The following is a 12,035-nucleotide window of genomic DNA, read 5'->3' on the forward strand; positions in this document are numbered from 1 at the left end:
CCCGACTTGATCTGCGGATCTATTATCTTCTTCGGATAAACCCGTGATAATTTTTCTTAACCAGCTGGCTTTCAATACGTTTCATTGTATCCAGTGCAACACCGACAACGATCAGAAGGCTGGTGCCTCCTATTCTCGCGCTTGCCGGTAAATCGCCAATTTCCCCGAATACGATCGGCAGAAGCGAAATCACCGCAAGGAAAATAGCTCCGAGAAACGTCAGGCGGTACAGGATCTTCGTAATAAACTTCTCCGTGTTCTTTCCCGGTCTGATTCCGGGAATATAGCCCCCCTGCTTTCCCAGATTCTTTGCCATTTTTTCCGGATTCACCTGTACGAACGTATAAAAATAGGTGAATGCAATAATCAGTGCGGCATAAATAATCATGCCATAGACCGTCGAATAATCAAAGATCCTGACGATCCAGTCGGTCACATTATTGCGTGGGAAGAAACGGGCGATGGTCGGTGGCGTAATCATCAGTGAAATAGCGAAGATCACCGGGATCACTCCTGCTGCATTAACCTTAATCGGCAAATGGGCAGGTTCGACGCTGTATGTCTTCGTTCCGACAGTACGTTTTGCATACTGAATGGGGATCTTTCTAATTCCCTGCTGAACGAAGATGGTACCCACAACAATCAGAAGAACAATCACAACAATAGCCAGCAGGCCCAGTATTTCCATAAACGCGTTGGTTGAAGCTTCAAAACGCTGGACATAAATCTGGTTGATTGCTGTAGGGATACGGGCAACGATGCCTGCAAAAATCAGGATCGAAATACCATTTCCTACACCGTAGGCAGTGATCTGATCGCCAAGCCACATCAGAAAAGCTGTTCCGGTCGTCAGAACAGACGCAATGATGAGATAGGTCCAGATATTCGGATTCGCGACAAGACCGGGAAAGTTTGCGTTGAATCCGAAGGACAGACCAAGAGCTTCAATGAATCCCAGCACGATGGTGCCGTAGCGGGTCAGCTGATTCAGCTTACGCCTTCCCATTTCGCCCTGCTTGGACCACTCAGTCAGCTTCGGAACGACATCCATCTGCAACAGCTGAACAATAATGGATGATGTGATGTAAGGCATAACACCCATCGAAAAGATGGAAAAATTCTGCAATGCCCCTCCACCGAATGTGTTAAACAGACCAAACGCGCTGGAATCACTGATATTAATCAATTCTGTATTGATATCCGGAACAGGAATAAATGTCCCAATCCGAAAAATAATCAACATAAGAAGTGTAAATACTACCTTTTTGCGAATGCCTGCGTCCCGCCACATACTGGAAAGCACTTGAAACATCAGATCACCTCAATGTTTCCGCCGGCAGCCTCGATAGCTTCTTTGGCAGAAGCAGAAAATTTTGTCGCTTTCACAGTTAATTTGGCTTCGATCTTGCCTTCACCGAGTATTTTAACACCGTCATTCAGTTTCCTGATCACGCGTGTTTTAAGAAGAAGTTCCGGTGTTACTTCTGTACCGTCTTCAAAACGGTTCAACTTTTCAAGGTTGACAATAGTATACACTTTGCGCGTAGGATTCTTGAAACCCTTCTTCGGCAGCGTCTGGAAAAGAGGCAGCTGACCGCCTTCAAATCCAAGACGAACATTGCCGCCGGAACGGGATTTCTGTCCCTTTTGTCCTCGCCCAGATGTTTTACCAAGTCCTGAACCATAGCCACGGCCCACTCTTTTCCGTGAAAAACGTGATCCTTCAGCCGGTTTTAATTCATGAAGTTTCATCTTGGCACCTCCTTGTTCCAATATACTTACATTAATCATTCAGCTCGCGGACAGATACCAGATGCGAAACCTTGGTGATCATTCCGCGAATAGATGGATTGTCTTCCTGAACGACAGTCTGATAGGTTTTCCTGAGTCCGAGCGTCCTGACTGTTACACGCTGTGATTCCGGCCGGCCGATCACACTGTGTTTGAGGGTGATTTCCAATTTCTTTGCCATTGCTGTTCCCTCCTTAGCCGAGCAGCTCTGCCACAGATTTGCCGCGAAGTTTTGCGACATGTTCTGCACGCTTCAGATTCTTAAGACCTTCGACCGTTGCCCGGACCATATTAATCGGATTATTGGATCCCAGTGATTTAGACAGGATATCACCCAGTCCTGAGAGTTCAAGCACCGCACGGACAGGTCCGCCGGCAATGATTCCGGTACCTTCAGACGCCGGTTTCAGAAGAACACTGCCTGCTCCCGAATGTCCGACAACCTGATGTGGAATCGTTGTATTTACAATCGGCACATTAAATACATTTTTCTTAGCATCTTCAATAGCTTTCCTGATGGCTTCAGGTACTTCGTGAGCTTTACCCTGTCCGAAACCAACGTTTCCTTTTTTGTCACCAACGACAACCAGTGCCGCAAAACGGAACCTGCGCCCGCCTTTTACTACCTTTGCTACACGATTAATCGAAACAACACGGTCTTCAAATTCCGATTTGTTGCGATCTGATTTGTTACGATCACGATAAGCCATGGATTCCCCTCCTTATTTTTAAAATTTTAATCCGGCTTCCCGGGCGCCTTCAGCTACAGCTTCAACACGTCCGTGATAAATATAGCCACTGCGGTCGAAAACGACACGGTCAATACCCTTTTCAGCTGCACGTTTACCTATGATCTCGCCGACACGTTTCGCTGCTGCCACATCACTGCCTTTTTCAAGATCAAAAGCCTTATCGATAGATGAAGAGGAGACAAGTGTGACACCCTTTGTGTCATCAATCAACTGGGCATAAATGTTCTTTGATGAACGGAAAACATTCAGACGCGGACGTTCACTTGTTCCAACAATCCGGTGGCGGACATGCATATGCCTTTTCAGGCGGAGTGCATTCTTATCCTTTTTAGTGATCATGCTTCTATCGCTCCTTTCTCAGTCACATTACAGCCGTCTATTATTTCTTACCTGTTTTTCCTTCCTTGCGACGGACATGTTCGCCTTCATAGCGAATACCCTTGCCCTTGTAAGGTTCAGGGGCACGGACAGAACGGATATTAGCAGCTACTTCACCGACACGCTGCTTATCAATACCCTGGACACTGATCTTGTTGTTGCCTTCTACATTCAGTTCAATGCCCTGTTCCGGAACAATTTCTACCGGGTGAGAATAGCCGACATTAAGAACAAGATTTTTACCTTTAATATTCGCCCGGTAACCAACTCCCACCAGCTCAAGATTTTTGACATAACCTTTGGTTACACCTTCAACCATATTGCTGATCAGACTGCTTGTCGTGCCATGCAGCGCACGATGCTTATTTGAATCATCCGGCCTTTCGACCTTCACTTCATTATTCTCCTGTTTAATGATCATATCCGGATGAAATGTACGGGACAGTTCCCCTTTCGGTCCTTTAACCGTCACATTCTGACCGTCTATAATAACCGTTACGCCATCCGGAATGGCCGTCGGTTTTAATCCAATACGGGACATGAGAACACCTCCATTCTTGTTTCACGCTTACCAGATGTAGGCGAGAACCTCTCCGCCTACATTCTGCTGGCGGGCTTCTTTATCCGTTACAATGCCTTTTGATGTGGAGACGATGGCGATGCCGAGACCACCAAGTACCTTAGGCACTTCGTCAGCTTTAGCATAAACACGCAGACCAGGTTTACTGATTCTCTTAAGGCCTGAAATGACGCGTTCTTTGTTACTGCCGTACTTCAGAAAGAGGCGGAGTACACCCTGTTTGTCATCATCTATATACTCAACATTTTTGATGAAACCTTCACGTTTGAGGATCTCAGCTATTTCTCTTTTGACTCTGGAACCTGGCAGCTCAATCTGCGCATGACGAACAATGTTCGCATTACGAATACGGGTCAGCATATCTGCAATAGGATCTGTCATGACCATGCAAATCGACCTCCTTCCCTATTACTTATTATTTTACCAGCTGGATTTTCTGACGCCGGGAATCTGTCCCTTATGAGCCAGTTCACGAAAGCAGATCCTGCATAACTTGAACTTTCTCAGTACCGAATGAGGACGTCCGCAGCGCTCACAGCGCGTGTATTCCTGCACTTTGAATTTTTTCGGACGGTGTGCGGATACAAGCATCGATTTTTTTGCCAAAATGGATTCCCTCCTTATTGATTATTATTTTGCAAAGGGCATGCCGAGCAGAGTCAGCAGCGCCGACGCTTCTTCATCAGTCTTCGCAGTAGTCACAATGACAATATCCATACCGCGGACCTTGTCTACCTTGTCGTAATCAATTTCAGGGAAAATCAGCTGTTCACGAATGCCAAGCGTGTAATTACCCCGACCATCAAAAGATTTCTTTGAGATCCCGCGGAAATCACGGACACGCGGCAGGGCAACAGTAATCAGTTTATCCAGGAAGTCATACATACGGTCCCTCCTGAGGGTCACTTTGGCACCGATTGCCACGCCTTCACGCAGTTTAAATGCCGCAATAGATTTCTTCGCACGGGTAATTACCGGTTTCTGACCAGACAATGCAGTCAGATCTTCAACGGCACTGTCCAGAACCTTAGAATTATGAACAGCATCGCCAACACCCATATTGATAACAACTTTCTCAATCGATGGAACCTGCATAATCGATGTATATTTGAACTTGTCAATTAATGCCGGGACAACTTCTTTTTCATACTTTTCTTTGAAACGGCCCATGAGTTTGCCTCCTTTCAAAAACAATCAGATCAGTCGATGACTTCGCCTGATTTTTTGGATACACGTACTTTCTTGCCATCTACTATCTTGTGGCCCACTCGCGTAGGTTCATTCGTTTTCGGATCAACGAGCATAACATTTGAAACGTGGATCGGCGCTTCATGTTCCAGAATTCCGCCCTGCGGAGCCGCCTGTGAGGGTTTTGAATGTTTCTTGACCACATTGACCCCTTCAACAACGACACGTTCTTTTGAAGGATAAGCTGTGAGGATCACACCCTGCTTGCCCTTGTCTTTTCCGGAAATCACCTGGACTTTATCGCCCTTTTTCACATGCAATTTCGCCATACTGAGTAGCACCTCCTTTTCCTGAACGTTCAAATTACAATACTTCCGGTGCGAGTGAAACGATCTTCATGAACTGTCCTTCACGAAGTTCACGTGCTACCGGCCCGAAGATTCGTGTTCCACGCGGACTCTTATCATCGCGAATCAGAACAACCGCATTTTCATCAAAGCTGATGTACGATCCGTCTGTCCTGCGCACGCCTTGTTTTGTACGGACGATAACCGCTTTGACAACTTCGCCCTTCTTAACAACGCCACCTGGTGTTGCCTGTTTTACAGAACCAACAATGACGTCGCCGATATTCGCTGTCTTACGTCCGGAACCTCCAAGCACTTTAATGGTCAGTACTTCACGGGCACCGGAGTTATCGGCAACCTTTAAGCGGCTTTCCTGCTGAATCATACAGATGTGACCTCCCTTCGACCCTTAATCGCATAGATACTGCGATCAGATAATGACGGATTCCTCAACAATTTTAACGAGACGAAAACGTTTATCTTTCGAAAGCGGGCGAGTTTCCATGATTTCAACGATATCGCCGGCTTTTGCCTGATTATTTTCATCATGCGCTTTAAACTTCTTTGAATACTTGACATGTTTGCCGTAGAGTTTATGTTTCTTTGATGTCTCAACCAGAACTGTAATGGTTTTATCCATTTTGTCTGAAACAACACGACCAACCAGAACTTTACGGGCATTGTTACGTATGTCTTCAGCCATTCATTGAACCTCCTTTTCAGCCGTTTTGAACATTCAGTTCACGTTCACGCAAAATCGTTTTCGCACGAGCAATGGATTTTCTCACTTCACGTATGCGGGCAGTGTTTTCCAATTGTCCGGTTGCAAGCTGGAAACGCAGATTAAATAATTCTTCTTTCAGCGTCTTCACATTTTTTTCAACCTCGGCAGTGGATAAATTACGAAGTTCTTCAGCCTTCATTTGCGTCACCACCCACTTCTTCGCGTTTCACAATCTTCGTTTTGATCGGAAGTTTGTGGCCTGCGAGTCTCAAAGCTTCATTGGCTACTTCTTCATTGATGCCGCCCACTTCAAAGAGTATGCGGCCAGGTTTAACGACTGCAACCCATCCTTCAGGAGCACCTTTACCGGAACCCATGCGGACGTCCAGTGGTTTTTTGGTATAAGATTTCTGCGGGAAGATTTTGATCCATACTTTTCCGCCACGTTTCATGAAACGCGTCATAGCGATACGGGATGCTTCAATCTGGCGGCTGGTAATCCACGAGGATTCCAGTGCCTGAAGTCCGTATTCACCGAATGTTACCGTAGCACCGGCTTTGGTCTTACCATGCATTCTGCCACGATGCTGTCTGCGGAATTTTACACGTTTTGGCATTAACATAATTATCTTCCTCCTTCCTTATTGTCTGTTCCTTTCGTCGGAAGGACTTCCCCGCGATAGATCCAAACTTTAACGCCGATTTTACCATATGTTGTATCTGCTTCTGCAGTACCGTAGTCAATATCAGCGCGAAGTGTGTGAAGCGGTACAGTTCCTTCACTGTAATCCTCTGTTCGTGCCATATCAGCACCACCCAGACGTCCGGCACACTGTGTTTTAATCCCCTTGGCACCGGCCCTCATGGCTCTCTGCAAGGTCTGTTTCTGGGCACGTCTCCAGGAGATACGGCTTTCCAGCTGTTTCGCAATGTTTTCCGCAACCAGTCTGGCATCAAGATCCGCATGCTTGATTTCGAATATGTTGACGTGAACACGTTTGCCGGTCAGGTTATTCAGTGCTTTGCGAAGCGTTTCAACTTCTGAGCCACCCTTACCGATGACCATTCCGGGTTTCGCCGTTTTGATCGTAATATTGATCCGGTTTGCGGCACGTTCCAGTTCAATGGATGATACGGCTGCATCCTTCAGCCTGTCTTCAATATATTTACGGATTCTGATATCTTCGTGAAGATATTTTGCATAGTTCTTCTTATCAGCATACCATTTGGATTCCCAGTCACGGATCACTCCGATTCTGAAACCTATAGGATTAATTTTCTGACCCACTCATTATCCCTCCTTCTTTTCTGATACGATAACCGTGATGTGACTCGTACGTTTGTTAATTTTGCTTGCACGTCCCTGAGCACGCGGACGGAAGCGTTTGAGCGTTGCGCCTTCATCCACATAAGCTTTTTCAACATACAGGTCACTGGTATCCATATCATAATTGTGTTCTGCATTAGCAATAGCAGATTTCAGTACTTTTTCAATGATCGGAGAAGCGGCTCGCTGCGTGTTCTGCAGAACTGCCAGAGCATAGCCGACCTCTTTTCCCCTGATAAGATCGATAACAAGACGCGCCTTACGGGGAGCAATTCGAATTTGTCTGGCAACAGCTTTTGCTTGCATCAGATTTCCTCCTTTCCTTAACGAACGCTTGTTCTCTTATCGAAAGATACATGTCCGCGGTACGTTCTTGTCGGTGCAAATTCACCCAGTTTATGTCCAACCATATCTTCTGTAATGTAAACCGGCACATGTTTGCGGCCATCATAAACAGCGATGGTATGGCCAATAAAGTCGGGGAATATCGTTGACCTTCTTGACCAGGTTTTAATGACTCTTTTTTGATCCTTATCATTCAGTGCAGCGACTTTCTTCATCAGGTGATCGTCGACAAAAGGTCCTTTTTTCAAGCTTCGGCTCATGAATAGGCCTCCTTCCAAAAATAATTTATCATCCGTATTTATTTTTTGTTTTTGCGGTGTCTGACGATGAACTGTTCAGACTGATTCTTCTTCTTCCGCGTCTTGTAACCCGTCGTCGGCATGCCCCATGGTGACATCGGTGACTTGCGCCCTACAGGAGCCTTTCCTTCACCACCACCATGCGGATGGTCGTTCGGGTTCATAACAGAACCACGGACAGTCGGGCGGATACCCTTCCAGCGTGAGCGACCCGCTTTACCAACCGACACAAGGCCGTGTTCCAGGTTGCCAACCTGCCCGATTGTTGCGCGGCAGGTTTCCAGGACCATCCGGACTTCACCGGATACAAGACGGATCAGTACGTATTTACCTTCTTTACCGAGAAGCTGTGCAGATGCCCCTGCCGAACGAACGAGCTGTCCGCCCTTTCCCGGCTTCAGTTCAATATTGTGAACCGTTGTACCTACAGGAATGTTTTTTAACGGCAGCGCGTTACCGGTTCTGATATCTGCTCCGGTCCCTGACATTATTTCTGTTCCTACTTTGAGACCCTGGGGAGCAAGGATATACCGTTTTTCACCATCCACATAGTGAATAAGTGCAATATTTGCTGTCCGGTTTGGATCATATTCAATCGTTGCAACGCGGCCTGGAATGCCGTCTTTATCACGTTTAAAATCAATCAGACGGTACTGACGCTTGTGACCGCCGCCCTGATGACGAACAGTCAGTTTGCCCTGATTGTTTCTGCCTGCTTTGTTCGGCAGCGACCGAAGCAGCGTTTTTTCCGGAGTCGTTGTTGTTATTTCAGCGAAATCCAGCGAGCTCATATTTCTCCGGCCGTTGGACGTCGGTTTATACTTTTTAAGTGGCACGATCAATAACCTCCTTCTTTACTGATGCTCATTCGCCCTCGTAAAAATCGAGTTCTTTACTTTCAGGTGTCAGAGTAACAATCGCTTTTTTGCGTCGTGCTGTGTAGCCGGAATAGCGGCCATAACGTTTCGGCTTACCCTTCACGTTCATGGTATTGACTTTATCGACCTTAACTTCAAAAACGGCTTCCACAGCGCGTTTGATTTCAGATTTGTTTGCACGAAGATCAACATCAAACGTATATTTCTTGTCCGCCATCTGATCAGTTGTTTTTTCAGTCAGCACGGGGCGCTTAATAATATCATGCGGATCCTTCATTATGCAAGCACCTCCCCAAGTTTTTCGGCAGCGTCCCTGGTGACAATCAGTTTGTTATGTGCCAGAACATCAAGAACGTTGACCTGGGATGCTGTCAGTACCTTTACACCAGGAATATTGCGGGAGGACAGGATCACGGTGTCATCCGCTTCATTCGTGACAACAAGAGCTTTTTCTGATACTGACAGATTCTTCAATACAGCAATAAATTCTTTTGTTTTCGGAGCTTCAAATTTAAGGCTGTCCAGAACAATTAAATCCTTTTCTCCGACTTTCCCTGATAAAGCAGATTTAATAGCCAGCCTGCGCACCTTTTTAGGAAGTTTATAGGCATAGCTGCGTGGTGTCGGTCCAAATACCGTACCGCCGCCGACCCACTGCGGGGAACGTGTGGATCCCTGACGTGCGCGGCCGGTTCCTTTCTGGCGCCACGGTTTTCTTCCGCCGCCGCGTACTGCAGAACGGTTTTTAACAGCGTGCGTGCCCTGACGCTGTGACGCCTGCTGCATCACAACCGCCTGATACAGGACATGTTCATTCGGTTCAATGCCAAAAACGGCATCAGCCAGTTCAACATTTCCGACCTCAGCACCTTTTTGATCATAAACAGTTACTTTTGGCATGGAAGCATCCTCCTTTCTTATTTAGCTTCTGCCGCTTTACGGGCAGATTTTATCGTAATATAGCTTTTCTTTGCGCCCGGGACATTGCCTCTGATCAGAAGCAGTTTCCGTTCAGCGTCAACTTTTGCAACAACGAGGTTTTGTACAGTTATTCTCTCTCCGCCCATACGGCCGGCGAGCTTTTTGCCTTTGAACACGCGGGCCGGGTCGATAACGCCCAAAGAGCCCGGACGACGATGGTAACGTGAACCATGTGTCATCGGTCCGCGGGACTGGTTGTTCCGTTTAATCGGGCCCTGATAGCCTTTCCCCTTCGAAGTACCCGTTACGTCAATGACGTCTCCTGCTTTGAAAATATCAGCTGTTACTTCCTGACCAACTTCATAGTCGTCAAGGTTTACATCACGGATTTCCTTAATGAAGCGCTTAGGTTCCGCCTTTGCTTTATCGGCGTGTCCCTGAACCGGTTTGACAATGCGTGATTCCTTCAGTTTGTCAAAGCCAAGCTGAACGGCTTCGTAACCATCTGATTCGGCCGTCTTTTTCTGAAGAACCACATTACCCGATACATCAACAACCGTAACCGGGAGTGCATCGCCGTTTTCCGCAAAAATCTGCGTCATACCGATTTTTTTGCCTAAGATTCCTTTAGTCATCCGTTACACCTCCTGTTTCATATAGGGATTTATAACTTAATTTCGATGTCTACACCTGAAGGAAGATCCAGTCTCATTAATGAATCAACCGTCTGAGGTGTCGGCTCAACAATATCAACTAAACGTTTGTGCGTACGCATTTCGAACTGTTCACGTGAGTCTTTGTATTTGTGCACGGCACGCAGAACGGTGTAAATCGACTTTTCTGTGGGGAGCGGAATCGGTCCTGAAACCCTTGCTCCCGAACGTTTTGCCGTTTCCACAATCTTTTCAGCCGACTGATCCAGAATACGATGATCATATGCCTTTAAACGAATGCGAATCTTTTGCTTTGCCATGTTACATTCCCTCCTTTTTTCGTCCATTTTTTAAAAACAGACTTGCTCCACGAAAATTTCCATCTGCACCCGCCTTGGCAAAGGAGCCGGGTGTATCCGCAACCTTCCGCATCATCGCTAACAAACAACTTACTCATTATACATGAGCATACCGGACAAATCAAGAATTAACCTGTTTTTTTCTCCAGCTCTTCAGGTTGGCCGCTGTAAAGTTAAAAAAAGGACATCCCCCTGGAGGGATGTCCTTTTTATCTGTTTCTTATTCAACAATTTCAGAAACAGAGCCGGCGCCTACTGTACGGCCACCTTCACGAATCGTGAACTTTGTTCCCTTTTCAATAGCGATCGGTGAAATCAGCTGAACATCCATATTGACGTTGTCGCCGGGCATAACCATTTCTGTTCCTTCCGGAAGAGTGATTGTGCCGGTTACGTCGGTTGTCCTGAAATAGAATTGCGGACGGTAGTTTGAGAAGAAAGGCGTATGACGGCCACCTTCTTCTTTCTTCAAAACGTAAACCTGAGCTTTGAAGTGCGTATATGCTGTAACTGTACCTGGTTTAATTAAAACCTGGCCGCGTTCTACACCATCACGGTCAATACCACGAAGAAGCGCCCCGATGTTATCACCGGCTTCAGCGAAGTCCAGAGTTTTACGGAACATTTCAACACCGGTTACAACGGTCTTCTTCGGTGCATCAGTCAGACCAAGAATTTCAACTTCGTCACCGATTTTAACCGTTCCGCGCTCTACACGGCCGGTTGCAACCGTACCACGACCGGAAATGGAGAAGACATCTTCGACAGGCATCATAAATGGCTTGTCATTGTCACGCTGAGGTGTCGGGATGTAGTTATCAACGGCATCCATCAGTTCAACAATATGTTTTTCTTCTTCAGGGTCGCCCTGGAGAGCTTTCAGAGCAGAACCTTTGATAACCGGTACATCGTCACCCGGATAACCGTATTCACTGAGCAGGTCACGAACTTCCATTTCAACCAGTTCCAGAAGTTCAGGATCGTCAACCTGATCCGTCTTGTTCAGGTATACAATGATTGCAGGAACACCGACCTGGTGTGCCAGCAAAATGTGTTCACGAGTCTGCGGCATCGGACCGTCAACAGCGGAGACAACAAGAATCGCACCGTCCATCTGTGCTGCACCGGTGATCATGTTCTTTACATAGTCTGCGTGGCCGGGGCAGTCAACGTGTGCATAATGACGCTTTTCAGTTTCATATTCAACGTGTGCCGTTGAAATCGTGATCCCACGTTCACGTTCCTCCGGAGCACCATCAATAGAATCATAAGCACGTGCCTTAGCTGTACCTTGCTTGGCAAGCACACTTGTAATCGCTGCAGTCAAAGTTGTTTTACCGTGGTCAACGTGACCGATTGTGCCAATATTAACATGCGGTTTTGTGCGTTCATAATGTTCTTTAGCCATGGATTTATAATCCTCCTTTAATTCAATGCAAAGTTTTAATTTATATGCAGTAAGGAAGCAGGCAGGCTCGTTGTTTGCCATCTCC

At 46.6% G+C, this 12,035-nt stretch carries 23 protein-coding genes; all 23 read right to left on the reverse strand.

What is annotated here, in order from left to right; genetic code table 11:
- Window positions 1-22 precede the first annotated feature (22 nt).
- The 23 genes from secY to tuf all read right to left on the reverse strand — a co-directional run bounded on the left by secY (window position 23) and on the right by tuf (window position 11,950).
- Window positions 23-1,312, reverse strand: coding sequence for a preprotein translocase subunit SecY (gene secY / locus ABNN70_RS03140; protein ID WP_129930033.1), 1,290 nt, complete (start codon window positions 1,310-1,312; stop codon window positions 23-25).
- On the reverse strand, window positions 1,312-1,752 hold the full coding sequence (gene rplO / locus ABNN70_RS03145) for a 50S ribosomal protein L15 (RefSeq protein ID WP_129930032.1): 441 nt from the start codon (window positions 1,750-1,752) through the stop codon (window positions 1,312-1,314). Before rplO ends, secY begins: the two co-directional genes overlap by 1 nt.
- Window positions 1,753-1,783: 31 nt before the next feature.
- Window positions 1,784-1,972, reverse strand: a complete 189-nt coding sequence (rpmD, locus tag ABNN70_RS03150) for a 50S ribosomal protein L30 (protein WP_129930031.1) — start codon at window positions 1,970-1,972, stop codon at window positions 1,784-1,786.
- Between the two features lie 13 nt (window positions 1,973-1,985).
- A complete protein-coding gene (rpsE, locus tag ABNN70_RS03155) occupies window positions 1,986-2,501 on the reverse strand; it encodes a 30S ribosomal protein S5 (protein WP_129930030.1) in 516 nt (171 codons plus the stop codon).
- Window positions 2,502-2,519: 18 nt separating this feature from the next.
- Window positions 2,520-2,882, reverse strand: a complete 363-nt coding sequence (gene rplR, locus ABNN70_RS03160; RefSeq protein WP_129930029.1) for a 50S ribosomal protein L18 — start codon at window positions 2,880-2,882, stop codon at window positions 2,520-2,522.
- Between the two features lie 40 nt (window positions 2,883-2,922).
- Window positions 2,923-3,462: a 50S ribosomal protein L6 gene (gene rplF / locus ABNN70_RS03165; protein WP_129930028.1), complete on the reverse strand. Its 540-nt coding sequence runs from the start codon at window positions 3,460-3,462 to the stop codon at window positions 2,923-2,925.
- A 27-nt stretch (window positions 3,463-3,489) separates the two neighbouring features.
- Window positions 3,490-3,888, reverse strand: a complete 399-nt coding sequence (gene rpsH / locus ABNN70_RS03170; RefSeq protein WP_129930027.1) for a 30S ribosomal protein S8 — start codon at window positions 3,886-3,888, stop codon at window positions 3,490-3,492.
- Window positions 3,889-3,921: 33 nt separating this feature from the next.
- On the reverse strand, window positions 3,922-4,107 hold the full coding sequence (locus ABNN70_RS03175) for a type Z 30S ribosomal protein S14 (RefSeq protein ID WP_129930026.1): 186 nt from the start codon (window positions 4,105-4,107) through the stop codon (window positions 3,922-3,924).
- 24 nt (window positions 4,108-4,131) lie between these two features.
- Window positions 4,132-4,671, reverse strand: a complete 540-nt coding sequence (gene rplE / locus ABNN70_RS03180) for a 50S ribosomal protein L5 (protein ID WP_129930025.1) — start codon at window positions 4,669-4,671, stop codon at window positions 4,132-4,134.
- A gap of 29 nt (window positions 4,672-4,700) precedes the next feature.
- The gene (rplX, locus tag ABNN70_RS03185) at window positions 4,701-5,009 is read right to left on the reverse strand and encodes a 50S ribosomal protein L24 (protein WP_129930054.1); all 309 of its coding nucleotides are present in this window, start codon (window positions 5,007-5,009) and stop codon (window positions 4,701-4,703) included.
- A 43-nt stretch (window positions 5,010-5,052) separates the two neighbouring features.
- A complete protein-coding gene (gene rplN / locus ABNN70_RS03190; RefSeq protein ID WP_129930024.1) occupies window positions 5,053-5,421 on the reverse strand; it encodes a 50S ribosomal protein L14 in 369 nt (122 codons plus the stop codon).
- A 45-nt stretch (window positions 5,422-5,466) separates the two neighbouring features.
- Window positions 5,467-5,739 carry a 30S ribosomal protein S17 gene (gene rpsQ / locus ABNN70_RS03195; RefSeq protein WP_353948744.1) on the reverse strand — a complete coding sequence of 91 codons (273 nt, stop codon included), beginning with the start codon at window positions 5,737-5,739 and terminating at the stop codon, window positions 5,467-5,469.
- Between the two features lie 16 nt (window positions 5,740-5,755).
- Complete coding sequence (gene rpmC, locus ABNN70_RS03200) at window positions 5,756-5,959, reverse strand: 50S ribosomal protein L29 (protein ID WP_129930022.1); 204 nt, start codon at window positions 5,957-5,959, stop codon at window positions 5,756-5,758.
- Window positions 5,949-6,383 carry a 50S ribosomal protein L16 gene (gene rplP, locus ABNN70_RS03205; RefSeq protein WP_129930021.1) on the reverse strand — a complete coding sequence of 145 codons (435 nt, stop codon included), beginning with the start codon at window positions 6,381-6,383 and terminating at the stop codon, window positions 5,949-5,951. The genes rpmC and rplP overlap by 11 nt, the downstream gene beginning before the upstream one ends.
- Window positions 6,384-6,385: 2 nt before the next feature.
- Window positions 6,386-7,048, reverse strand: a complete 663-nt coding sequence (gene rpsC, locus ABNN70_RS03210) for a 30S ribosomal protein S3 (RefSeq protein WP_353948745.1) — start codon at window positions 7,046-7,048, stop codon at window positions 6,386-6,388.
- Between the two features lie 3 nt (window positions 7,049-7,051).
- Window positions 7,052-7,393 (reverse strand): 50S ribosomal protein L22, encoded by a 342-nt coding sequence (rplV, locus tag ABNN70_RS03215; protein ID WP_129930019.1) that lies wholly within the window; start codon window positions 7,391-7,393, stop codon window positions 7,052-7,054.
- A gap of 17 nt (window positions 7,394-7,410) precedes the next feature.
- Window positions 7,411-7,692 carry a 30S ribosomal protein S19 gene (rpsS, locus tag ABNN70_RS03220; RefSeq protein ID WP_129930018.1) on the reverse strand — a complete coding sequence of 94 codons (282 nt, stop codon included), beginning with the start codon at window positions 7,690-7,692 and terminating at the stop codon, window positions 7,411-7,413.
- 38 nt (window positions 7,693-7,730) lie between these two features.
- A complete protein-coding gene (rplB, locus tag ABNN70_RS03225; RefSeq protein ID WP_353948746.1) occupies window positions 7,731-8,567 on the reverse strand; it encodes a 50S ribosomal protein L2 in 837 nt (278 codons plus the stop codon).
- A gap of 28 nt (window positions 8,568-8,595) precedes the next feature.
- Window positions 8,596-8,886: a 50S ribosomal protein L23 gene (rplW, locus tag ABNN70_RS03230; RefSeq protein WP_129930016.1), complete on the reverse strand. Its 291-nt coding sequence runs from the start codon at window positions 8,884-8,886 to the stop codon at window positions 8,596-8,598.
- Window positions 8,886-9,509 (reverse strand): 50S ribosomal protein L4, encoded by a 624-nt coding sequence (rplD, locus tag ABNN70_RS03235; protein ID WP_129930015.1) that lies wholly within the window; start codon window positions 9,507-9,509, stop codon window positions 8,886-8,888. The genes rplW and rplD overlap by 1 nt, the downstream gene beginning before the upstream one ends.
- Before the next feature lie 17 nt (window positions 9,510-9,526).
- Complete coding sequence (rplC, locus tag ABNN70_RS03240; protein WP_353948747.1) at window positions 9,527-10,165, reverse strand: 50S ribosomal protein L3; 639 nt, start codon at window positions 10,163-10,165, stop codon at window positions 9,527-9,529.
- A 29-nt stretch (window positions 10,166-10,194) separates the two neighbouring features.
- On the reverse strand, window positions 10,195-10,503 hold the full coding sequence (gene rpsJ, locus ABNN70_RS03245; protein ID WP_129930013.1) for a 30S ribosomal protein S10: 309 nt from the start codon (window positions 10,501-10,503) through the stop codon (window positions 10,195-10,197).
- Between the two features lie 259 nt (window positions 10,504-10,762).
- Window positions 10,763-11,950, reverse strand: coding sequence for an elongation factor Tu (gene tuf, locus ABNN70_RS03250; protein WP_129930012.1), 1,188 nt, complete (start codon window positions 11,948-11,950; stop codon window positions 10,763-10,765).
- Window positions 11,951-12,035 lie beyond the last annotated feature (85 nt).

The sequence above is a fragment of the Sporolactobacillus sp. Y61 genome, assembly GCF_040529185.1.
In the GTDB taxonomy this organism is placed as follows: domain Bacteria; phylum Bacillota; class Bacilli; order Bacillales; family Sporolactobacillaceae; genus Sporolactobacillus.